The organism is Nocardiopsis gilva YIM 90087 (genome assembly GCF_002263495.1).
Taxonomy (GTDB): Bacteria; Actinomycetota; Actinomycetes; order Streptosporangiales; family Streptosporangiaceae; genus Nocardiopsis_C; species Nocardiopsis_C gilva.
The window spans coordinates 3,104,960-3,127,781 of record NZ_CP022753.1 but is presented as its reverse complement, the minus strand read 5'-3'; the positions used below and the strand labels follow the sequence as shown (position 1 = coordinate 3,127,781).

19 protein-coding genes are annotated in these 22,822 nt (G+C 71.4%); 12 read left to right on the top strand and 7 right to left on the bottom strand.

What is annotated here, in order from left to right:
* Window positions 1-20 precede the first annotated feature (20 nt).
* Window positions 21-980 (top strand): LysR family transcriptional regulator, encoded by a 960-nt coding sequence (locus CDO52_RS14255; protein ID WP_017621169.1) that lies wholly within the window; start codon window positions 21-23, stop codon window positions 978-980.
* 46 nt (window positions 981-1,026) lie between these two features.
* Here CDO52_RS14255 and CDO52_RS14250 read toward each other — a convergent pair whose 3' ends face one another.
* Together CDO52_RS14250 and CDO52_RS14245 are read right to left on the bottom strand one after the other, a co-directional pair.
* Window positions 1,027-1,959: a LysR family transcriptional regulator gene (locus CDO52_RS14250; RefSeq protein WP_017621170.1), complete on the bottom strand. Its 933-nt coding sequence runs from the start codon at window positions 1,957-1,959 to the stop codon at window positions 1,027-1,029.
* Between the two features lie 214 nt (window positions 1,960-2,173).
* Window positions 2,174-3,124 carry a ketopantoate reductase family protein gene (locus tag CDO52_RS14245; RefSeq protein WP_051060921.1) on the bottom strand — a complete coding sequence of 317 codons (951 nt, stop codon included), beginning with the start codon at window positions 3,122-3,124 and terminating at the stop codon, window positions 2,174-2,176.
* Window positions 3,125-3,266: 142 nt separating this feature from the next.
* On the opposite strand from CDO52_RS14245, the gene CDO52_RS14240 reads away from it, so the two are divergent.
* The gene (locus tag CDO52_RS14240; RefSeq protein WP_086003474.1) at window positions 3,267-3,824 is read left to right on the top strand and encodes a GNAT family N-acetyltransferase; all 558 of its coding nucleotides are present in this window, start codon (window positions 3,267-3,269) and stop codon (window positions 3,822-3,824) included.
* Between the two features lie 104 nt (window positions 3,825-3,928).
* On the opposite strand, the gene CDO52_RS14235 is transcribed toward CDO52_RS14240, so the two are convergent.
* Window positions 3,929-4,396 carry a MerR family transcriptional regulator gene (locus tag CDO52_RS14235; protein ID WP_086003475.1) on the bottom strand — a complete coding sequence of 156 codons (468 nt, stop codon included), beginning with the start codon at window positions 4,394-4,396 and terminating at the stop codon, window positions 3,929-3,931.
* Between the two features lie 141 nt (window positions 4,397-4,537).
* Between CDO52_RS14235 and CDO52_RS14230 the strand changes: the two genes are divergently transcribed.
* The 5 genes from CDO52_RS14230 to CDO52_RS14210 all read left to right on the top strand — a co-directional run bounded on the left by CDO52_RS14230 (window position 4,538) and on the right by CDO52_RS14210 (window position 10,948).
* Window positions 4,538-5,488 carry an aldo/keto reductase gene (locus CDO52_RS14230; protein WP_017621174.1) on the top strand — a complete coding sequence of 317 codons (951 nt, stop codon included), beginning with the start codon at window positions 4,538-4,540 and terminating at the stop codon, window positions 5,486-5,488.
* Window positions 5,489-5,704: 216 nt separating this feature from the next.
* On the top strand, window positions 5,705-6,376 hold the full coding sequence (locus CDO52_RS14225) for a pyridoxamine 5'-phosphate oxidase family protein (RefSeq protein ID WP_017621175.1): 672 nt from the start codon (window positions 5,705-5,707) through the stop codon (window positions 6,374-6,376).
* A gap of 93 nt (window positions 6,377-6,469) precedes the next feature.
* Window positions 6,470-7,783 carry a coiled-coil domain-containing protein gene (locus CDO52_RS14220; RefSeq protein WP_017621176.1) on the top strand — a complete coding sequence of 438 codons (1,314 nt, stop codon included), beginning with the start codon at window positions 6,470-6,472 and terminating at the stop codon, window positions 7,781-7,783.
* A gap of 112 nt (window positions 7,784-7,895) precedes the next feature.
* Entirely contained in the window at window positions 7,896-8,753 is an 858-nt protein-coding gene (locus CDO52_RS14215) for a YwqG family protein (RefSeq protein ID WP_017621177.1), read from the top strand.
* A 74-nt stretch (window positions 8,754-8,827) separates the two neighbouring features.
* On the top strand, window positions 8,828-10,948 hold the full coding sequence (locus CDO52_RS14210) for an FUSC family protein (RefSeq protein ID WP_094932440.1): 2,121 nt from the start codon (window positions 8,828-8,830) through the stop codon (window positions 10,946-10,948).
* 307 nt (window positions 10,949-11,255) lie between these two features.
* On the opposite strand, the gene CDO52_RS14205 is transcribed toward CDO52_RS14210, so the two are convergent.
* Entirely contained in the window at window positions 11,256-11,921 is a 666-nt protein-coding gene (locus tag CDO52_RS14205; RefSeq protein ID WP_017621179.1) for a cyclase family protein, read from the bottom strand.
* 383 nt (window positions 11,922-12,304) lie between these two features.
* Here CDO52_RS14205 and CDO52_RS14200 point away from each other — a divergent pair, with 383 nt between their 5' ends.
* The 4 genes from CDO52_RS14200 (at window position 12,305) to CDO52_RS14185 (ending at window position 18,028) form a co-directional block, all read left to right on the top strand.
* Window positions 12,305-12,997, top strand: coding sequence for a lysophospholipid acyltransferase family protein (locus tag CDO52_RS14200; protein ID WP_026126287.1), 693 nt, complete (start codon window positions 12,305-12,307; stop codon window positions 12,995-12,997).
* Window positions 12,998-13,212: 215 nt separating this feature from the next.
* Window positions 13,213-13,770, top strand: a complete 558-nt coding sequence (locus CDO52_RS14195; protein WP_017621181.1) for a hypothetical protein — start codon at window positions 13,213-13,215, stop codon at window positions 13,768-13,770.
* Between the two features lie 290 nt (window positions 13,771-14,060).
* Window positions 14,061-15,410, top strand: a complete 1,350-nt coding sequence (locus tag CDO52_RS14190) for an FAD-dependent oxidoreductase (RefSeq protein WP_017621182.1) — start codon at window positions 14,061-14,063, stop codon at window positions 15,408-15,410.
* A gap of 506 nt (window positions 15,411-15,916) precedes the next feature.
* Entirely contained in the window at window positions 15,917-18,028 is a 2,112-nt protein-coding gene (locus tag CDO52_RS14185; protein WP_232524174.1) for a penicillin-binding transpeptidase domain-containing protein, read from the top strand.
* Window positions 18,029-18,216: 188 nt separating this feature from the next.
* On the opposite strand, the gene CDO52_RS14180 is transcribed toward CDO52_RS14185, so the two are convergent.
* Window positions 18,217-18,513: a DUF3040 domain-containing protein gene (locus CDO52_RS14180; protein ID WP_017621184.1), complete on the bottom strand. Its 297-nt coding sequence runs from the start codon at window positions 18,511-18,513 to the stop codon at window positions 18,217-18,219.
* A gap of 208 nt (window positions 18,514-18,721) precedes the next feature.
* Complete coding sequence (locus tag CDO52_RS14175; RefSeq protein WP_094932438.1) at window positions 18,722-20,347, bottom strand: glycoside hydrolase family 10 protein; 1,626 nt, start codon at window positions 20,345-20,347, stop codon at window positions 18,722-18,724.
* Window positions 20,348-20,586: 239 nt separating this feature from the next.
* Here CDO52_RS14175 and CDO52_RS14170 point away from each other — a divergent pair, with 239 nt between their 5' ends.
* A complete protein-coding gene (locus tag CDO52_RS14170; protein ID WP_026126288.1) occupies window positions 20,587-21,852 on the top strand; it encodes an isochorismate synthase in 1,266 nt (421 codons plus the stop codon).
* Between the two features lie 121 nt (window positions 21,853-21,973).
* Here CDO52_RS14170 and CDO52_RS14165 read toward each other — a convergent pair whose 3' ends face one another.
* Window positions 21,974-22,762 (bottom strand): cupin domain-containing protein, encoded by a 789-nt coding sequence (locus CDO52_RS14165; protein ID WP_033301953.1) that lies wholly within the window; start codon window positions 22,760-22,762, stop codon window positions 21,974-21,976.
* Between the last annotated feature and the right edge of the window lie 60 nt (window positions 22,763-22,822).

Genomic DNA, 22,822 nt, shown 5'->3' with positions numbered 1-22,822 from the left:
TCATCTTGTACTTTTGGTGAATGGATCTGACACGGCTGCACCTGCTGGTGGAGCTCGAACGGCTGGGCACCATGACGGCGGTCTCCGAGGTCACGGGCATGGGAACCTCGGCCGTCTCCAAGCACTTCGCGGTGCTGGAGCGGGAAGCCGGCGTCCCCCTGCTGGTCCCGGACGGGCGGCGGGTGCGGCTGACTCCGGCCGGACACCGCCTGAGCGAGTACGCCGTGGACATCCTGGCCCGCGTCGCCGCCGCGCGCTCCGAGTTCGCCGGTGAGGGAGAGCCGGTCGGCCGCATCGACCTGGTGACCTTCATCAGCGCCGCCCCACCGATCGTGCTGCCCGCCCTGCGGCGGCTGCGCGACGACCACCCCGGAATCGACGTCCGCCTCATCGAGCACGAGCCGGACGAGGCGCTGAGCCTGCTGCAGACGGGCGACGCGGATATCGGGCTCGTCTACGAGTACAGCCTGGTGCCGCGTAACTTCCCGGACACCCTGACGTTGCATCGCCTGGGCAGCGAGCCGCTGCTGCTCTCCCAGCCCTCCGGGCCGCCGGCGTCCAGTCGCACGCTGACCCGGCAGCGGCTGCGCGCTCTGGCGTCCGCCTCGTGGATCTCCAACTCGCGCGGCAGCGACGAGGACCAGCTCGTCCAGCGCATGTGCGCCGCCGCCGGGTTCGCCCCGCGCATCCGGCACCGCATCGACAACCTCGACGTGGTGGAGCAGGTGGTGGCCTCGGGGCGCGGCGTGGGCGTGATGCCGAAGCTGGCGGCGGTGACGCGGCGCGGCGTCACCCACTCCCCGCTCGGCGAGCTCGGGGGAAGCCGACGCATCTCCCTGGTGAGCCGGACGGGCGGCTGGGCGTGGCGGCCGATGCGGATGCTGGCCGAGTACCTGCACGACGTGGCTCGCGAGGTCTTGGACGACACCGAGGACACCGTGCCGTTCTCCGCGTCCCTGGCCCCGGTCCCGCCCTCGTGATCTCCCCCGATCTGTGCGCGCCGTAGGTCCGGCGGGCGCGGCGGCGTCAGCCGGTCGAGGTGATGAGCGGGCCGCCCGAAGGCACCGGGACCTTGGCGGCGGCTTCGCGCACCGCGCTCAGCAGGGGCTCGGGGTCGGCCCCCGCCCGGCTCAGCGCGACGATGTGGCGGCGCGCGGTGTTGCGGACCGACCGGACAACGAGGTTGGGCGCGGGCAGTCCGGTCCAGCCGAGGCGCGGCACCAGCGCCATGCCCAGCCCGGCCTGGACCAGGGAGAGTACCGCGCTGAACTCGTCCACGGTGTGCACGATGCGCGGCTGGAACCCGGCCTGGTTGCAGGCCGCCGTCACGCAGTCGTACCAGGCGGTCCCGGGCGCCGACATGATCCAGTCGACGTCGGCCAGGTCGGCGGCGAGCTCCAGGTCGGTGGAGTTGGCCAGCGGGTGGTGGTAGGGCAGCACCGCGTCGAACGGCTCGACCATGATCGGGTCGGCCCGGAACTCCGGTGAGCCGTTGTGCGGGAGGTGGACGGAGGACATGGTGATCGCGAGGTCGAGCTCACCGGTGCGGAGCATCTCGGTGCTCTCCTCGGGCTCGGCTTGGACGATCTCGAAGCGCCACCCGGGGTGGGACTCGCGCAGGCCTGCGACGGCCGGCCCGAGGAGGTCGGAGATGCCGGTGGAGAAGGATCCGACACGCGCGACGCCGACGGCGCCGTCGGCGTAGGAGGCCAGGTCGGCCTTGGCCCGCTCCATCTCCGCGAAGATGACGTCGGCGTGTTCCAGCAGCACCCGTGCGGCGCCGGTGAGCAGGAAGCGGCGCCCCTGCCGCTCGACCAGCGTCACCCCGGTCTCCTTGGACAGCGTCGCCAGCTGCTGGGAGACGGCGGAGGGGGTCACGTGCAACGCCTCGGCCGTGCCGGCAACGGTGTGGTGCTCGTCGAGCGCCCGCAACAACTGCAATCGCCGCACATCGATCATGATGACAATTTAGGCGAGCTGAAACACGGCGGTTACCTCTCGCGGCTAAGGGGAGACGTGATCCCGTGCACGTTCGGGCCGTCGGTGCGCCGTCGCTGATACAGCACGCGATGCCGAGCTCCGCACCGGCTCCTCTGTGCCCTCCGCCGCGCCTCACTCGGGCGGGGTGCGCGGACCGCCGCGCACCCCGCCCGCCGCACGAACCGGCCCCCGCTCAGGCGGTCCGGGCGTTGTTCACGGCCTCCAGGTCGGCGACGATGCGCGCCGTCACCGGGGTGTCGATTCCGGCGTCACGCGCGGCCCGGAGCAGCGCACCGCCGAGCGCGTCGACCTCCATGGGGTGGCCGTTCTCCAGGTCGAACAGCAGGGAGGGCTTGACGTGTGCGGGACGGGAGTCCGCCACCTTGAGGACCTCGTCCGGGTCGATGGCGACACCGCGCACGGCGGCCACGGACCGGGCCTCCCGCAGGATGTCGACCATGGTCGCGCGGTGGGTGACGCGCGCCTCGCCGATGGGCAGCCGCGTGTGCGCGCAGACCAGGGCGGCAGGCAGCAGGAAGGAGTACTTCTTCCACAGCACCCCGTCCTCGCTGTCGAGGATGTCGACGCCGACCCCCGCCGCCCGGAGGGTCGCCGCCAGGGTGTCGAGCCGGTCGGCCACCGCTGCGGGACCCGCCATCTCGATGCTCGTGACGGGGCCGGTGTGCTGGATGCGGCCGGCGGCGGGGCGGGACGCCGACACCAGGATCGACGCGGAGACCACGTGAGCACGGGGAAAGCGGGAGCGCAGGGTCTCCACGTGCTCGAAGCCGTTGAGCAGCGGCACGATCAGGGCGTCCTCGACCGCGTCGGCGGAGATGCGCTCCAGGGCGGCGTCGAGCGTGGTGCCCTTGACCGCCACGAACAACACGTCGGTCCGCTCGGTCAGCTTGGCCCGCGCGTCGGGGCGCACCGTGAAGTCACCGAAGGCCTCGGACTCCACGCGCAAGCCGTCGGTGGTGATGCGCTGGGCGGTGGACTCGCTGGCGACGACGCGGACGCGGTGGTCGTCCCCACCGTCACCCCCGTCCCCGGGCGCCTCGCGGGCGAGCAGCCCGGCGAGCACGCCGCCGACACCACCGGGGCCGAGGATTGTGAAATCCTTTAAATATTTCCGATCCGTCATGAGGACCTCTCCTTTTCTTTGTTCCAGGACGCCCGTACATCGAACCGGGACGTAATGTCGGAGTCACAGCTCATCCCATGGATTGGTCTGGACCAAAACAGGGAGTAGGCACGTCGTTGCGGGTGGAACGGGTGAGAAAAACATGGAAACTTCGTTGGTGACTAAACCGCGCACCCCTCTTTCGGACGTGCTCCGGTTCCGCTACCTCGGTTCCCACGAGATCGAAGAGCTCGCCGAGCTCTGGATGGCCCTGCACGAGCAGCACACCGCCATCGCCCCGCACCTCGAGGACATCGTCACCTCGGTGTCCCCCGACGAGTCCTGGCGGCGTCGGCGCGGCCAGTACCTCAGGTGGCTGTCGGACCCCGACACGCTCGCGGTGCTCGCCGAGCGCGGCGGTGAGCCGGTCGGCTACGCGATGGTGACGATCAGGGAGAACCCGAAGGGTTCGTGGGACCGCGGTGATCGGGTCGCTGTCGTGCAGACCCTCTCGGTGCCCGCGGAGTACTCCGCGTACGGCGTGCGGTCGGGGCTGCTGGAGGAGATCCGGCGCCAGGTCGGTGCCATGGGCGTCCGCGAGATCGAACTGACGGCGTTGGCCACCAGCTCCGATGACATCCGCTTCTTCGAGCAGGAAGGGTTCCGCCCCTTCGTCACGACGATGGTCTGCCGGATCGGCGGCGTCGGCGCGCACGACTGACACCAACCGGACGGCATGCGGCGGCTCCCGTCGCGGCCGGGCACCGCGCCCGGTCGGCGGCGGGAGCCGCCGTCGTTGCGGGGGCCGGCCGCGCGGTGTGCCGATCACCGGTTCCGCGCGCCCTCGGTCACCCGTGCGGCGGCGCAGTCGGCCCAGTCGACCGCGCCGGAGGGTACGTCCTCGGCGTCGCCCTGCTCCGCCAACAGGTCGTCGTAGATGTCGATCTTCCTGTCGAGGTAGCGAACCGTCCCTTCCAGCCGTCGAATCTCTTCGAGCAACCGCGCGCGGTGGTCGGCCAACAGGTCCCGCCGACGCGCCGCCGTGCCGTCGCCTTCGCGGCGCAGCCGGGCGTAGAGCAGCATCTCCTGGATCGACATGTCGGTGTCGCGCAGCAGGAGGACGAACCCCAGCCACTCCAGCTCCTCCTCGCCGTAGACGCGATGGCCCGTCACTGACCTGGGGACGGGGTCGACCAGCCCGATGCGCTCGTAGTAGCGCAGGGTGTCGGCGGACAGGCCGGTGCGCTCGGCCACCTGAGAGATGGTCATGCCGCGGGGCGGGGAGACGCTCATGTTGGCGAATGTAGCGCTTGTGTCGATAGTCCCGCATTCCTCCTCATCGCGAGGTTTGCGTTGGAGCGCGCTCCAACGTCCAGGCTTGCCCGTGGCGGGTCAGCCGACACCGCCGCGGCACACAAGAAGAAGGACACACGTATGCGCACCACCACCCTGGGCGCCGACGGCCCGAGCGTCGGCGTCATCGGCCTCGGCTGCATGGGGATGACCTGGGCCTACGACCGGCAGAACCGCGACGACGACACATCGGTCTCGGTCATCCACCGGGCGCTGGACATCGGCGTGAACCTGTTGGACACCTCCGATGTCTACGGCCCCTTCACCAACGAAGAGCTGGTCGGCCGTGCCCTCGCCGAACGCCGGGACGAGGCGGTCCTGGCCACGAAGGTGGGGCTGTACATCGACGACAACGGCACGATGCGCCGCAACGGGCGTCCCGAGCACATCCGTGCGGGCATCGACGCGAGCCTGCGGCGGCTCGGCACCGACCACGTCGACCTCTACCAGCTGCACCGGGTCGACCCGGACGTGCCGATCGAGGAGAGCTGGGGCGCGATGGCCGAGGCCGTCGCCGCGGGCAAGGTCCGGGCCATCGGCCTGTCGGACGTGAGCGTGGTCGAGATCAAGCGCGCCATGGCCGTCCACCCGGTGGCCAGCGTGCAGTCGGAGCTGTCGCTGTGGGACAAGGGCGCGCTGGCGGATGTGGTGCCGTTCTGCGCGGAGAACGGGATCGCGTTCCTCCCCTTTTCCCCGCTCGGGCGCGGTTTCCTCACCGGACGCTTCAGCTCGGTCGACGACCTGCCGGAGGATGACTGGCGGCGGGGCAACCCGCGCTTCCAGAGTGAGGCGCTCGCCGCCAACCAGGTCATCACCGACCGGGTGAAGGGCATCGCCGAGCGGCGCGAGGTGCCCCCGGCCCAGATCGCGCTCGCCTGGCTGTGCGCGCAGGGAACCCACGTCATTCCGATCCCCGGAACCAAGACGCCGCGCTACCTGGACTCCAACGCCGCCGCGGGGGACGTGCGGCTGTCGCCGGACGAGCTGGCCGAGCTCGACGGCGTGCCGGAGGCGCGGGGAGAGCGTTACTGACCAGGACTGACAAGGACTGACCAGCTCGCTGGTTGCGTCGCTGACCAGGTCAGACGAGCAGTGAGCCAAGCGTGCGGGGCCCGTGGAGCAGCGTCTCCACGGGCCCCGCACGCTGTGTGGGCAGCGCGGCGTACACCGAGAAAGCCCTTGCGCAACCGAGACCGGAGAATCAAACTAGTACATAAAGTTATTCCTACTCATACAAAAGGTGCACCTGTGAGCAACGCTGCCCCCGCCTCCTATCCCGCGACCCCGCGCACCACTCCGACCCGCGCCCGCGAACGCGCGCGCTACGACCACGAGACCGTGCACACCATCCTCGACACCGATTACATCTGCCACCTCGGCTTCGTGTCGGCCGACGGCGCCCCCGTCGTCCTGCCCACGCTGTACACGCGTGTCGGCGAGACGCTCTACATGCACGGCTCCACGGGCAGCCGCCCACTGCGCGATGCCGCCGAGGGGCTCCGCGTCTGCGCCACCGTCACCCGCACCGACGGGCTCGTGCTCGCCCGCTCCGGGTTCCACCACTCGATCAACTACCGCTCGGTCGTGGCACACGGGACCGCCCACCGCGTGACCGACCCCGAGGAACACCGCACCGCGCTGGACGCCATCATCGACCGCATCGTGCCGGGCCGCTCCGCCGACTGCCGCCCCGCCACCGCCAAGGAGCTCGCCCAGACCGCCGTCCTCCGCCTCGGCCTGGAGGAGGTCTCCGCCAAGACCCGCACCGGCGGCGTCAACGACGACGCCGAGGACCTCGACCTGCCGCACTGGGCCGGTGTCATACCGGTCACCCGGACCTTGGGAACCCCGATCCCCGACCCGGACACGCCTGAGGACCTGCCGCTGCCCACCTACCTCCGCCACCTCCTCCGGTCCTAGAGCAGCAGAACACCAAGGGGAGGCAGCACCCGATCCTCTACCGTCCGGCCGGGCAGCACGGCCCTTCCCGGCCGGACCATTAGGCTCATCCGCGTGGCCCTCGATACCGACGCGAACACCTGCAACTTCCCCGGATGTGACCGCCCCGTCCCCCGCAGCAGCTCCCCAGGGCGGCCACCGCAGTACTGCGACCTGCCCGAGCACACGCGATGGCGCGCCTGGCGCGAACGCCAACGCCTCCAGCAGGAAGCCGAGGAACGGCAACGCGCCGTCGAAGAGGCCCAGCGCGCGGCCGACGAGGACACCACCCGCCCCCGCGAGGAAACCGCGCAACCCGGCACGGACACCGCACCACTCCGAATCGGCACCCGCTCCCCGCAGCGCACCGGGAACACCCCGGCGCCCCCCGCCGACGCCGCGCCGGTCACCGACGCCCGACTTCGCGCCGACGACCTCCTCACCCGCTTCGCGGTCCAGGCCGAACAGCTCACCGCGACGCTCAACGCCGCCACCGAGGCGTTCGGCACCATGACCGACCCGGCGAGCGCCGAAGCCCAGGTCGAGGCGGCCCGCCTGGACGCCGCCCGACGCGTCGCCGAGGCCGATACCGCTCGCCTGGAGGCCGAGAACCGCCGCCGCGCGGCCGAGCACGCCCGTGTCACGGCGGAGGAAGCGGCGGCGTCGGCCGTCGCCGCCACCGGAGCCGCCGAACGCATGGCCGACGAGGCCATCGCCCGCCGGGAAGCCGCCAACGCCGAACGGGACACGGCTCTCGAGCAGCGAAACGCGGCCCAGGCCGAACGCGACGCCGCTCTGGCGGATGCGCGGCAGGCGGCCGAGGAACTCGCATCGAAGCGCGCGGAGTTCGAGGCCAAGCTCGCCGACGCCGAACGCCGAATCGAGGAAGAACGCCAACGGGCAGCCGATGCCCTGGACCAGGAACGCCACCGCGCCGAGCAGGAGCTCACCGAGCTGCGCGAACAGGCGAAAGCCGAGGCCGACCGGCTCCGCCACCGCCTGGCCGAGGAGTCCGCGGCCAAGGACGACGCCGTCCGCCGAGCCGAACACGCCGAAGCCGATGCCGAGCGCGCCCACTCTCGCGCCTCCGAGCTGGCCACCGAACGCGACCGCCTGGCCGCCGAACTCGACCGCACCCGCCAGGCCCACGACACCGACCGCGCCCGTCTTGCCAGCGAACTCGACGAACAACGAACCTCAGCGGCCCGTGCCCTCGCCGAGTTGAAGGAGACCACGGCCGAACGCCTCACCGCCATCGAAGAAAGCCGCAGCCAAGCCCTTCACCGCGCCGAACGCGCCGAGGCCCACCTCGACGACACCCTGGCCGAGCTCAAACGCGTGCGCGCCGCCGCCCCAACCGCGCCCGAAAGCACCCATACGGACCGCTGAACACCGCCTGACCGGGCCTTTACCGCTGGTTGAGTCCGGGGACGGCTGAGCTTTCCCACGCGGTGGTGCACCGTCCGTAGGTCTGTCACTGGCGTGCGCAATGATCCGACCTATGCCGCCATGGAAGACTCACCACGCCGCCGTTGCCCATCGGTTCCTCCCACCAGAGGACGCCGCGACGTGGATCGGGCTGCTGCGGCCCGCTGCTGGGCTCACCACCGACGATGCCTCCGGCCCCTGTGCCGGGTACCTCGGGGGCGAACCGGTGTTGCCGATCGGGACCGAGTGGCCGGGGCACGGGCCGTTGACGTTTGTCGCGTCGGTCGAGTGCGCTGCGCTGCCCACGACCGAGCTCGATATCGCGCTTCCGGCCAGTGGAACACTGCAGTTCTTCTATTTCGACGGCCAGTTCGACGATGACGAGGCCCTGGTCGAGGCGCGCGAATCCGACTCCCAGGCCGGTGCGCGGGTCATCTACGTGCCGGCGGGCGCCGAGGCCACCCAACGGACGACGCCCACGGGTATCAAGCCCTATCCGAAGGTGCCGCTGTCAGCGCGAACCGTCGGCACATTCCCCGACATCACTCATCCGGTCGCCCGAGCGGCGTTTCCTGAGGCGTTCTCCGCGACCTGCGGACTGTCCCACCATGCCGTCGGTGCGTACGAGTTCCGGGAGGCGCTCTTCGCGACCACTCCCCAGCACCGCGTCGGTGGGCACGCCGTTGCGGTGCAGGACTCCGTCGAACACGAAGTGGCACAGGGTGTTCTCGGCGGGGACACCTTCACTTCCTTCTCCGACCCCGCGCTCCTGGCCGAGGCCGCGGAATGGGTGCTGCTCGCCCAGATCGACTCCGACTGGAGCGCCGAGATGTGCTGGGGCGACATGGGCACCCTCTACTGGTTCATCAAGCCCGCGGACCTCGCAGCACATCGGTTCGACCGGACCTGGTTCGGGTGGCAGTGCACCTGACCAGGAGGGGTGAGGAGCCGGTGAACGCGCCTCAGGAGTTCTGCTCGGCGGGAGAAGACCAAGATCCCTTTACCATGGGGGACGTGGGCGACCAGGGGGATTCCAGAGGCAACGGCGACGACCCGACACCGAGTGAGCCGATCTGGAACCCGCCGACACGGGTCCGCTCGAAGATCGCTGAGCGGCCTCGGCAGCGGGTCGACCTGTCGGCGATCTTCGGGCTCGCTTCGGGTGGGTGGGCATGGACCACCGCGATCCAGGCGACGATCGCCATGTCCGTGTCGTTCACCATCGCGCTGGTCCTGATCGGTCCGCAGGTGGCGACGCTGGCCGCTCTGGGGTCGATGACCGTCCTCTACGAGAAGAAGACCCCCTACGGCTACCGCGCCGTCGCGCTGGCTGTCGTGGGGCTCGGGTTCGTCGCCAGTGTCGCGCTGGGGTCGCTGGCCTCATCGACGCTGTGGGTGGCCGCGATCGCCATCGGGGCGGTCGCGGGTATCGCCACCTGGTTGTGCCAGGCGCTGCGCGCTGAGAAGCCCGGTGCGATCTTCTTCGTCGTCGTCTGCGCGATCTCCACGATCGCTCCGGGCGGCCCGGGCGACGTGCCGGCACATGCCGGGATCGCGGCTATCGGGGCCGCGGTGGGCTGGCTGGTGTCGATGGCGGGAGCGCCCGTGCGGAGCCGGCACCCGGAGAATCGGGCGGTCGCCGCGGCGTTCCGGCAGTTGGCCGAGCTGTTGCGCGCGATCGGGACACCCCGGCTGGACCACGTCCAGCACGACGCCTCGCTCGCGGTCGCCGAGGCGTGGCGGATCGTGCTGCTGGCGCAGACGCGCGGCTACCGCGACACGGCCGCGGCGGCGCGGCTGCGGGCCCTGCTGCGCTGGGTCTCCGACGTCCACCTGACCGCGACCGACGTGTCCCTGGCGCGGACCGAGCCGCTGCCGGAGGGCGCGGCCGACTTCGCCGACGGACTGGCCGACGCGGTCGGCAAGCCCGAACTCTGCCCGGACCCGGCCACGCTCGACGGGCTACACAAGGGACTGCGCCCGCGTTCGCTGGAGGTACGGCTCTACAACCGGCTGAGCCGGGCCGCGCAGGCCGCGCGGCGCCCGGAGCACGAGGACGAGGGCCAGGGGCTGGAGCTGTACGACACCCGCTCCCCCGCGGTGATGAACTCGCTGCGCTCCAGCCTGAGCCGCCATTCACTGGTCCGGCCGACCGCCCTGCGCATGGGCATCACCGTCGCCGCCGCCGGCCTCCTCGGTCTGGCGCTCGGCTTCGAGCGGTTCTACTGGATCTCGATCACCGCGACGGCGGTGCTGCAGGGCGGCAACGTCGTCCTCACGGTGAACCGGTCCATGCAGCGCGCCCTGGGGACACTCGTCGGCGTCGCCATCGTCACCGGGCTCCTGGCGTTCGACCTGCCGCTGGCCGCGATCATCGCCCTGGCCGCGACGTTCCAGGGGCTCACACAGCTCGTGGTCGGGCGCAACTACTTCTACGGCAGCGTGTTCCTCACTCCGATGGCCCTGCTGCTCGCCCACACCGCGGCCCCCTACCCGGTGGCGCTGCTCGCCGGGACACGCATCACCGACACCGTCGTCGGCTCGCTGGTCGGCATGCTCGGCGCGCTGCTGCTGTGGCGCCAGGCGTCGGCATCGCGCCTACCGCAGACGATCATCGACGTTCTGGACCGGTCCCGTGCCGTGGTCGTGGCGGTGCTGGACCCCGAGGTCACGATCGGCCCCGAGCGCCGCTACCGGCTCCGCCGCGACCTGCGTGCCGCTCTGCTGAGCCTGCGCGGCGTGTACGACAGCGCCATCGGCGACGTGCCGCGGGCCAAGACCACCCGGCCGCTGTGGCCGGTGGTCGTCGCGACACAGCGCACCGGTTACCTGGCGCTGGCGGCGCTGGCGCTGGAGCGGCCGCCCGGTGCCTCCCTCATCACCCTGCAGCGGGTGGACCTGGCCTTCACCGAGCTGATGGCGGCGGTGCGGGAACGCCGTTCGCCGAGGTTGGGCGCGCTGCCCCGGTTGACGGACTACCCGCGCATCAACATGGAGCTGCGTGCCCTGTCCTCGTCGATGCGCACGGCCGTGGCACAGGACCAGCGCAGCGCGGCGCTGGAGGCCGAGCGCCGGGCACAGCGCGAGCAGCGCCGTGCTCGTGAGGAGGTCGACGCCGACCTGTAGCGGGGCGGCACCGAGCTGGGGGCGGCCCGGTCCTCGCCGGTACCGCTGGCCGCCGCTAGATCGGTGATGGGAGTCGGCTGGAGCGGCCCTGCCCAGCCCGGGCAGGTTTCCCGCCTCCCCTCCGTTGATCTCGGGGTTATCGACGGAATTCCCGCCAAAATTCCGTCGATAACCCCGAGATCAACGGAGGGAGCGGTGGTGTGGCGCGGTAAACGCACCGCCGGAGGCCTGCGGGCGCGCCGTCGCGCTCATGCGTCCGCTGCTCGCCTGCCGCCACCGGCCAGGCCGAAGATCTCCCATCAACCATCTAGGCGCCGATCATCGCGAAGGCCCGCACCGGGAAGGTGGCCAGGCCCCGGACCTTGACCGGGACCGCGAAGAAGGCGAAGCCGTCGGTGGGCAGCCGACCCAGCTCGCACAGGTTCTCGACGACCGGGATCCCGGCGGCGAGGAGGGCGGAGTGTGCCGGACGGGCGCCGCCCGCGGCTTCGGAGGTGTCGTCGATGTTGACCGTGTCGATGCCGACGAGTGCGGCGCCGGCGTCGACCAGTGCCCGCGCCCCGGCGTCGGACAGGAAGGGGTGCTCGTGCGAACCGTAGGCCTCGGTGCGCCAGTGCCGGTCCCAACCGGTGCGGATGAGCACGGCCCGGCCCTCGACCTCCAGCCCCTTGAACGCCTCGGCGCCGATCTCGCGCTCCTCGACCTCCACGACCAGTCCGGGCAGGCCCGCGACCTTCTCCAGGTCGAGGTCGGCGAGGTCGGCTCCATCGCGGTAGCGGTGCGCCGGTGTGTCCAGGTAGGTGCCGGTGTTGGCGACCATCGAGATGCGTCCGATGCTGAACTCCGTGCCCGGCGCGTACCTCTGCCGCGAGTCCTCGAAGGCCAGGTGGTCGTCGATCTCCGGCCCGGGGAGCCCCGGGTGGGTGGTCATCCCGGCGGTGATCTGGTGGCTGATGTCGACCAGCTGTGTCACTGCTCCGCCCTCTTCCCTTCGCCGTGTCCCAGCACTCCAGCCGCGGTTCCGCGGGCCTCCGAGCACCCAGAGGTCTAGACCAGACTAGAACGGGTGAGAGCTAGATCACCACCTGTTCCGCCGGATTCACCCGCTCGCCCAGACGACCGGCCCCGGACTCCCGACCGAAACCCGTGCCCTGTGGGGCTTCCCAGAGCCTTCCGCCCCCAACCCTCGCCCCTGACCGCTCCTGTGCCGCGCGATACGGACAGGCCCCGCCGCCACCCTCGCCGACCGATACAGTGCACAGGCGGCACCGGCCCATCGCCGCCGCTCACCCCCCGTCTGCCGATGCGGCACCCCCGTCCGACCCACGAACCGAACACACCATGGAGGACACCGCAGTGTCGCTCTACGGGATCGCCAAAGCGGTGATCGCCCCCGTCACGCGCGCCATGTGGCCGATCCGAGTGGAGGGGACCGAGCACATCCCCGCGCGAGGCCCCGTGATCCTCGCGTCCAACCACGTGTCCAATCTCGATCCCCTCTTCATCGGCGTGGCAGTGCGCCGCCCGGTCACCTTCATCGCCAAGCAGGAGCTGTTCGCCCAGGGCAACGTCGCCCAGCGCGCGTTCGCCCGTGCGCTGCGCGCCATCGGACAGCTGTCGGTCGACCGGCGACCCGGCCAGAGCTCGCAGGAGGCCATGGAGAACAGCCTGCGGGTGCTGGAGGGCGGCAGTGCGTTCGGGATCTTCCCGGAGGGCACCCGGTCCCCTGACGGCCGCCTCTACAAGGGGCAGACCGGGCTGGCCTGGCTCGCACTGCTGTCCGGAGTTCCGGTAGTGCCCGTCTCGTTGATCGGAACCGACCGCATCAAGCCGAGGGGGCGGCGACTTCCGTCCTTCTTCCGCCGCGTCGAGATGCGCTGCGGCCCGCCGGTCGACCTGTCCGCCTGGGCCGAGGAGCACGACAAGGCACGTTCCCGTCGGGCCGCGACGGACGCCATCATGGCCGCTATCCAGGGACTTTCCGGCCAGGAGACGGTGGCCCGGTACGCCGGCTCGGTCAAGGCGGAGCTGGCGCGGCACGGCGGGTAGCGGCCGGGCGGGCCAGGTCGCGCCTCCTCCCCCCGGCACGGCTTCGGCCCGACGCTTCGCGGAGTTCCGCGATTCCTCGAACACGAGCCGTGATCGGGGTCTAGAGTCTCTCCAAGACCGGTCCCCTCACCCTGCCGGTCCTGCCCGATGATGGGGTGCCTTCCACGGCGGCCCGCCATCGGGTGCGGACATCAGAGCGTGGAGGTGCAGGAGCAGTGGCACGCCTTTCCAGGCTGCTGTTCCCGGTCTTCCCCGGGAACGGGCTATTCCACGTCTATGGGCCCGGCGCCCGGGCCGGTGGTGCCGACATCAGCGGCCTGGCCGGGGGATCGCTCCTCGTCGGCGGGTTCGACCACCTGGAGCTCAGCACGCTGCAGGGCCGGGTGGACGTCAACGTCGCCCTGGAGGAGTGGGATCCGGCCCCCGCCGAGGCGTCCTGCGGCGGCTGGGAGGAGACCGCGTCGGCCACGGTCTTCCTGCGCGGCCAGGTCATCGTGAGCGGGAACATCCCCGGCCGGTCCGTCCGCCATCAGCTGCTCGGTGGCAGCGGGCCCTACCGCGCCGACGTCTACGCCCGCCAGCGCCGCGCGGTGGCCGAACGCTATGATCAACTGCTCCAGCGGTATCGCGATCCGCACTCCGTGGAGTTCCGCATCGCCGAGCAGGGACTCCGTGGACGTGCGGAGTTCCTGATCCGACTCTGGCCCGCGGTCGCGCACGACGGACCCCGCCCCGCCGGGGACGTGAGGTTCCCCACAGCCATTTCGGGCTGATTGTCGCGCCCAGCGGGCGTTGTGCGAAGAGCTGGAGTCGTTCGCCCGCTGTGGCCTGGGCGGATACGAGCGCCGAGGGAGATGTGCCCACCCCGCGCATCGCGGGGGAGATACGGTTGTCTACCTTTATAGTCGACTTAGTATGAAAACGCCTCACGCATTAGATTAGGCTAGCCTTGCCTGATTTACCGCGTCCCGGGTGACGTGGAGAGCGGCACGACACGGTCCCCACAGTGCCGCCCGGAAGCAGACGCGACGAAATGGAGATGTCAATGACGCGACCGATGCGAGTGGGAATCGTGGGGGCAGGCCCCGCGGGTATCTACGCAGCGGACCTGCTGACCAAGGACGAGACCCTCGCCGCGAGCGGCACCCCGGTCAGCATCGACATCCTGGACAAGCTGCCGTCCCCCTACGGCCTGGTGCGCTACGGCGTCGCCCCCGACCACCCCCGGATCAAGCAGATCCAGGGCGCCCTGCACAAGATCCTCGACAAGCCCGAGATCCGCTTCCTCGGCAACGTCGAGTACGGCGTCGACCTCAAACTCGAAGACCTGCAGCACCACTACGACGCGGTCATCTTCGCGACCGGGTCGGACCGCGACCGCTCGCTGGACATCCCCGGCATCGAGCTGCCCGGCAGCCACGGCGCGGCCGACTTCGTCTTCTGGTACGACAGCCACCCCGACGTCGCTCCGGACTGGCACGTCGAGGGGACCAGCGTCGCCGTGATCGGGGCCGGCAACGTCGCCGTCGACGTCGCGCGGATCCTCGCCAAGGACGCCGACAACCTCCTCGAGACCGACATCACCGACAACGTGTACCAGGGCCTGCGCGCCAAGAAGGTCACCGACGTGCACGTCTTCGCGCGGCGCGGCATCGCCCAGGGCAAGTTCACCCCCATGGAGCTGCGCGAGCTGGACAAGCAGCCCGGCGTCGAGGTGATCGTCTACCCCGAGGACTTCGACCTCGACGACGCGAGCCTCGCCACGCTGGAGGAGTCCAACCAGGTCAAGACCAACGTCAAGGTGCTGCAGAACTGGGCCATCCGCGACCCCCGCGGCGAGGAGAAGCGGCTGCACCTGCACTTCCTGCACCGCCCCGTCGAGGTCCTCGGCGAGGAGCGCGTCGAGGGACTGCGCACCGAGCGCATGGAGCTGACCGGCGACGGCAACGTGCGCGGCACCGGCGTGTTCATCGACCACGACGTCCAGGCCGTCTACCGCGCCATCGGCTACCTGGGCTCTCCCGCCACCGACCTGCCCTTCGACGAGGACCGGGGCGTCATCCCCAACGACGCCGGCCGCGTCCTGGACCTGGATGAGCGCGCCATCCCCGGTGTCTACGCCACCGGCTGGATCAAGCGCGGGCCCGTCGGCCTCATCGGGCACACCAAGGGCGACGCCCTGGAGACCATCACCAACCTGGTGGCCGACCGCGACCACTTCACGCCGGCCGCCGAGCCGGAGCCGGAGTCCTTCCTCCAGCTGCTGGTGGAGCGCGGTGTCCACTACACCACCTGGGACGGGTGGCAGCGCCTGGAGGCCCACGAGGAGTCGCTGGGCGAGGAGCAGGGCCGCAAGCGGGTCAAGGTCCGGGAACGGGACGAAATGACCCGTATCGCGCGAGCGGAATCCTAACCGTCTCGGGGCCGATTCCGGCCACCGGCTGTGACCTGTATAACCTCCGTTTTCCCTGGGTTTTCGGGAACATGGGGGTGCCCCGATGGGTTAGAGTCACTGGTGGTCGGCGTGGTAGCAAGTGTCCCCCGGGCCTCACCTATAGCCTTCGTGGAATACCGCGCGCGGGCCCACTCCGGTGGGTGATCGCGCGGACGTTCGGAGCCGCGTTGTGCCCCGCGCCGAGAGGCGACCGCCACGCCGACCACTTACACACGTTCCCGCCCGCTCTCCGGTCCCTGGGAGCGTGGGGCGGAGCTGTATCGGGCGATCGGAAGGACGGTCAGGCGTGGACGACAGGTCGACCCCGGAGCCGGGCGGCGAGCCGCCCGCGACTCCTTCCGACTCTGGGGGAACCGGAGAGGATCACGCCCCGCGCGTTCCCGGATCCCCGGCGGACACGGGCCCACAGCGGCCCGTTCCCGACGCTCCGACGGAGGGCGCCCCGGCCCCGAGGCCCCTCCCCCATGCATGACCCGGCACAGGGCGGCGAGCAGCCCACCGGCACCTTCCCTGCCCGTTCTCCGCCGCGCAGGGACCGCACGGCGACGCCCCGGCCACCCCGCCGACCGCTCCTCCCCGCCACCCAGCGGACGCGCGGCTCCCCTGACACCCCGTCGGGGTTCCGCAGTCTCCCCAGCCGCCGCGGCACCAGCCGCGCCCACCGATCACCCGGCCCTCCCGCCGCCACGCCCCGGCCGGGTTCCCCCTGCGCCCGAGGCGCCGCACGACGCCCAGCGCCCGGAGCCGCCGCAGGGCCCGGCCAGCCGTCCGGGCCGCACGAGCCCGCGCGTCCCGCCACGCCGCCGCCGTTCTCCCCGCAGCTGCATGAGGCCGGGGCGGACGCGGGGATGCCGCCCGACCGCCCGCCACCCCGGCTTCGCGAACCCCCGGGTGGCCCGGAGGACCCGGGGCCCGCCGACGCGCCCGCCCGCCGCTCGCGCAAGGGCCTGTTCCTCGGAATCGGCGCCGCTGTCGTCGTGCTCGCCCTGATCGGCGGCGGCATCTCCTGGTTCCTGCTGCGGGCCCCCAACCCCGACGGCACGGCCGAGGCCTACGTCGCCGCCTGGAACTCCAAGGACTACGCCGACATGGCCACGAAGGCCACCGGTGACGGACTGGAGGACGCCTACAACCGGGTCGAGAAGAACCTGGGCGTCGACAAGGCCGCCGTCGAACTCGGCGACGTCACGGCCGAGGGTGACACCGCCACGGCCTCCTACACCGCCACGCTGTCCTTGAGCAACGCGGGCGACTGGACGTATGAGGGCACGCTGCCCCTCACCCGCGCCGGGGGCGAGTGGAAGGTCGACTTCTCCCCCGCGGTGATCCACCCCGACCTCGGCGACGGCCAGACCCTCAGCCGGGTCAACGAGCGGGGCGAGCGCGGGCACATCCTCGCCGCCGACGGCTCGCGGCTGGACACCGAGGACGCCCCGGGTTCGGTGAAGATGCTCGTCGGGCAGGTCGGCCCCGCCACCAAGGACGACCTGAAGGACCTCGGCCCCGCCTACGAGGTCGACGACCCGGTCGGCCAGAGCGGACTGCAGAAGTCCTTCCAGGAGCGCCTGGCCGGAACCGCCTCGACCTCGATCCGTGTCGTGGCCGAGGGCGAGGCGGACCAGGCGGCCGATTCCGACACGGTGGTCGGAAAGGTCGACGGTGCGGCCGGAGAGGACATCACCACCTCTCTCGACCCCGCCCTTCAGGACGCCGCCGCCAAGGCCGTGGTCACCGAGGGCAAGCCCACCTCCCTGGTCGCCGTGCGCCCCTCGACCGGCGAGGTCCTGGCCGTCGCCATGAACGCCGGCGACTTCAACCGCGCCTTCGACGGCCAGTACGAGCCGGGCTCGTCATTCAAGATCATCTCCTACGAGGCGCTGCTGGAGAACGGGGTGTCCACCGACGCCACGCTGAACTGCACGAAGACCACCAAGGTCGGCGGCTGGCCGTTCAAGAACGCCGGGGACGCGGCCTACGGTAAGCAGTCCCTCACCGAGGCGTTCGCCACCTCCTGCAACACGGCGCTGGTCACGGAGGTCGACAAGCGGCTCACCTCGGACTCCCTGACCAAGACCGCCGAGGTGTTCGGCATGAACGCCGACCTGAACATCGGCCTGCCGACCCGTACGCCGTCCTTCCCGGCCCCGAAGAACGCCACCATGCTGGCGGCGCAGAGCATCGGCCAAGGGCAGGTCATCTCCACGCCCCTGCACATGGCCACCGTCCCGGCCGCGATCCAGAACGGGTCCTGGCGTTCACCAGTGCTGGTCACCGACCCGAAACTGCCCGACCAGCCCAAGCCCCGGCCGATCCCCAACGCCGAGCAGCTGCGGCCGATGATGCGCGCGGTCGTCACCGACGGGACGGCGAAGAAGGCCGGGTTCAAGGGCGAGGTCTACGGCAAGACGGGCTCGGCGGAGTTCGGCACGGCCGAGGACGAGGACGACGAGTTGGAGTCGCACGCCTGGATGGTCGGCTACAAGGGCGACCTGGCCTTCGCCGTCGTCGTGGAGGGCGGGGGAGGCGGCGGCTCGGTCGCCGGCCCGGTGGGCGCCAAGTTCGCCAACGCCGTATAGGGTCGGCGCCCGGCGGCCCCGCCTCGGCTGAGGTTGGGGCCGCCGCTCACACGACGTGGGGCCGGTCATCCGCGCCCGCGGTCCCCTCAGGGCAGCGGGCGCGGATGACCGGCCCCAGCTACGTCGCGGCGGGATCGGGAGCACGGGGGCAGGGAGCGCAGCCCGCCGACGCCCCGGTCGTCACCTCGTCATCCGGATCCGGTGTCGGCCGCCGGGGCGACGGTCGCCGTTCCACCGTCGGTGCCCGCGGGAGCGTCCCGCAGGCCCGGCGCCGTCAGGATGAGCGCCATCAGGAGCGCGATCACCGCCAGCGAGACGAGCCCGAAGACCGCCCACGGCCGCCAGCCCGGGCCCGGCTTCGCGTCGGCCGACAAGGGCGCGTCGGCGTTGAAGGTCCGCAGGTTGCCAGCCAGATCGGGGTCGTCTTCGCTGAGACGGTGTTCGATCTCGGCAAGGATCCGCCGTTCGTACTCGCGTAGAGCCATTGCTTCCTCCTCGCCCAGTCGGGGGAAACTCCGAGGTGTGGGGCAAGTCTCCCCTACATCCACTGATTTGTATCGGGGACGGAGGGGGGAAATCATCCGGTTCCGCGAAATCGCCTCTCACCTGACGGTCGGGATCGCCTTACCCGGCTTGACCGGGTTCGCCGGTGCGCCCCGTCGCACGGACGGCCGTCGGCCGCGGCCGCCGCGGTCACCCGCCCTTTCCCGCGTCCACCCGTACCGCCGGGCTCGGCGCGCTCTCGACGCGGTGGTCGTCCAGGGCCGTCACGTAATAGCGGACCGCGCCATCGGCCGGGTCGGTGTCGGTGAAGGCCTGCTTGCCCTCCGCGGCATTGCCCCCTACGACCGCCAGCAGGTGCGCGGCGTCGGCGAGCGCGCACAGGTCCTCCCCGCCGTTGTCCGGGACCCGGTAGACGGCGTGGAAGCGGGCGCCGCCGGTGGTGTCCCACACCAGCCGGACGCCCTCGGCGGAGCGCTCGGCCTCCAGGCCGGTGACCGGCTCGGGCGCCGCGGCGTCGCCGGCGGCGCGGGGCGGCAGGGCCGGGCGCCGGTAGTGCTCGGCGGCGACCTCCTCGATGGCGTCGTCGGCCACGTCGTTCAGGCTCTTCATGGAGAAGAACACGTCCCCGGTGACCTCGGGGCGCTCGGAGTTGAAGTCCAGCTGCCGGGAGAGGGCGTCGCTGCCCTCCCAGCCGTCGTCGCCCACCTTGTAGGCGGCCTGGCCGATGTAGAGGTCGACGTCGGTGCCGGCGACCTGCTCGGCCCACCACGGCACGAGCGTGGCGTAGTCGGCGGTCGTGAACCCCTGCGGCCAGTACACCTGCGGGGTGACGTAGTCGATGGTCCCCTCCTGGATCCAGGCGCGGGTGTCGGCGTACTGCGCGTCGTAGGATTCCAGGCCCTTGGTGGCCGATCCGGCGGGATCGGTGCTCTCGTTGCGCCAGATCCCGAAGGGGCTGACGCCGAACCGCACCCACGGCTTGCGGCGCTCGATCCGATCGTGGATCTCGGCGATGAGCCGGTTGACGTTGTCGCGCCGCCAGTCCCCGCGGTCGGTGAAGTCGCCGCGGTACTTCTTCCAGCTGCCGTCGTCGCCGAAGTCGCTGCCGTCCTCGTCGGGGTAGGGGTAGAAGTAGTCGTCGAAGTGGACGCCGTCGATGTCATAGCGGTCCACGACGTCGAGGACGACGTCGCCTACCCACGCGCGCACCTCGGGGTTGCCCGGGTCCATCCAGCCCTGGTCGTCGTATTCGATCAGCCAGTCGGGGTGCTTCTTGACCGGGTGGTCCTCGGCGAGGTTCTCCAGGTCCGGGTCGTCCCACCCGACGCGGTAGGGGTTGAACCAGGCGTGCAGCTCCAGGCCGCGCTTGTGCGCCTCGGTGGTGGCGAACTCCAGCGGGTCATAGCCCGGGTCGCCGCCCTGCGTTCCGGTGAGATAGCGCGCCCACGGCTCCTTCTCGGAGCGGTAGACGGCGTCCGCGGTGGGCCGGGCGTGGAAGAAGACCGCGTTGAGGCCCAGCTCCCGCGCCCGGTCGAGCTGCTCGATGAGCTCCTTCTTCTGCTGGCTCTCGCTGAGGTCGTCCGCGGAGGGCCAGTCGATGTTGCGGACGGTGGTCAGCCACACCCCGCGCATCTGGCGTTTGGGGACGGCGGCGTCGGCGTCGCAGTCGTCGGGGATCGCGCCGGGCGGTCGGGCCTCCGCGGCCGCCGCGTCCGGGTCCCCCACATCGGGTTCGGCTCCCGGTGGAACGCTGCTGCATCCCGCCAGCAGCGACATCACGGCGACCGCGATCGCTCCTCCGCCGAACCGTCCCATGGGCCGACCACCTCGACTTCCCCCGGCATTACCGCATATCCGCTTATCCGCGCATCGCGGTGAATCCCCTGTTTTTCCCCGGACAGCCTAGAGCCGTTCGGACGGTCGACGGGCAGCGTTCGCGCGATGGCAGCGGGGAATCACGGTCGGCTCAGCGTGATACTTGGCACGGTGCGGGAGCGCTCCGGGCGGCCGTGGCGCGCACACATGCACCGATCGGCGCCCTAGACTGCGGTGACGTGAGTGTCGTCGCAACAACCCCGCCCCAGCTGGCCGTGCGCACCGTTCCTCTGCGGGACGGACGCGATCTCCTCGAGCACCTGCCCGGCGATGCTCCGCTCGCGTGGGTGCATCGCGGCGACGGTCTGGTCGCGTGGGGCGAGGCGGCCCGCTTCACCTGGCCGGGGGATGACACCGGCGACGGCACGCAGCGCTTCACCGCGGCCGCGCGGTGGCTGGCCGGGGTGGCCTCCGCCACGGAGGTCGCCGACGAGGTCGACCTGCCCGGGAGCGGGATGGTCGCCTTCGGCGGCTTCACCTTCGACGGCCGCTCGGCGGGCTCGACCCTGGTCATCCCGCGCATCGTCGTCGGTCGGCGCGCCGACCGGTCCTGGCTCACCACCATCGGCGACCGGCGCGGCGCCCACCCGGGCGAGATCCTGGCCTCGTGCACGCCGGCGCGCCCGATCGGCCCGCTGACCTGGACGGAGGGGTCCATCCCGGCGGCCGAGTGGGAAGCGGCGGTCGCCACGGCGGTGCGGCACATCCGCGCGGGTGAGATCGCCAAGGTGGTGCTGGCGCGCGACGTGTACGCCCGCGCCGAGCGCGACATCGACGTGCGGACCCTCCTGCGCCGACTGACGCGCGACTACCCGGGCTGCTACACGTTCAGTGTCGACGGCATGGTCGGAGCCACCCCCGAGCTGCTAATTCGGCGCGAGGGGGACGGAATCGGATCGCTCGTGCTGGCCGGAACCCGTCCGCGCGGCACCACCCCGGCCGAGGACGAGCGGCTGGCCGCCGAGTTGACCGGGTCCGCCAAGGACTTGGAGGAGCACGAGTACGCGATCGACTCGCTGCGGGCGGCGCTCGCCCCGCTGGCCGCGACGGTCGAGACGCCCGACCGCCCCCGGCTGCTGCGGCTGCCCAACGTGCAGCACCTGGCCTCGCCGGCCCGCGCCACCCTGCATCCGGGCGTCTCCACGCTGGACGTGGTCGCCGCGCTCCACCCGACCGCCGCCGTGGGCGGGACGCCGACCGCGGCCGCCGTGGAGCTGATCCGCGACCTGGAGGCCATGGACCGCGGCCGCTACGCGGGCCCGGTCGGCTGGATCGACGCCCAGGGCAACGGCGAGTGGGGCATCGCCCTGCGCTGCGCCCACATCGCCGGGGCCCGCGCCCGCCTCTTCGCGGGATGCGGCATCGTGGCCGGTTCGACCCCGGAGGCCGAACTGGCCGAGGCCGACTCCAAGTTCCAGGTCATGCGGCACGCCCTGACAGACTGACGCGCGCTTCACCGCCCATCCGCCCTTCCGTTGATCTCGGGGATATCGACCGAATACTCGCCGGTATTCGGTTGATATCTCCGAGATCAACGGGGGAGGCGCCGATTTCACCCGCGCGGGCTCAGTCGTCAGGCGGCAGCTCGAAATCGTCCCACGCGAAGCCCGGCGAGACGAACAGGCTGACCACGCCCTCCCGGCCGGTGATGGGGTGGGCCGTCTGCCACGTTCCGGCCGGAACCAGGGCCTGCACCACCTGCCCGGCCTCGATGTGCGGGCCGAGGGTGACGCGACCGTCGGCCACGGGGCGCTCTCCGGTGCCGCCGAAGGTCAGCTCGATCGGGCCGCCGCAGTTGAAGACCCACATCTCGTCCGACCGCAACCGGTGCCAGCGGGAGCGTTCGCCCGGGCGGAGCATGAAGAGGGTGCCCGACGCGGCGTCGCGCTCGCCGGGGTACCCCTCGGGGCGCAGGGTGTGCTGACTGCGCCAGGTCGAGCGGTACCAGCCCCCTTCCGGGTGCGGGATGAGGTCGAGCTCCTCGGCGGTGGCTCCCCGGTGCTGCACCGCGGAGAACGAGCCGTCCGGCTCCCGCCGCAGGTAGCGCACGCCGATGACGGCCTTGCGCCGCACCGGGCCGTAGATGTGCGGGAACAGCACCTCCGGGTGCACCCCGGGCGGCGGGGCCGGGTTGGCCGTCTCCCAGCGCACCTCCACGTCGAGCAGGCCGGTGTCGATGACCAGGACGGCCTGGGGCGCCCACAACCCAGCGTAGAAGGCGTTGGCGACCGCGAGCAGCGTGGAGTCGTCCGGTGAGGCGTGCACGAAGCCCTGCGTCTCCAGGGATGGCGGTTCGAGGTCGCCCTCGCCGCGACGCCACTCACGAAGGTCGGTCATGTGCAACACGTAACTCATGAGGCCAGTATCATGCCCCCGGCTTCCCGAGCCCAGAGCCACGCGTCCCTTTTGTCGGAG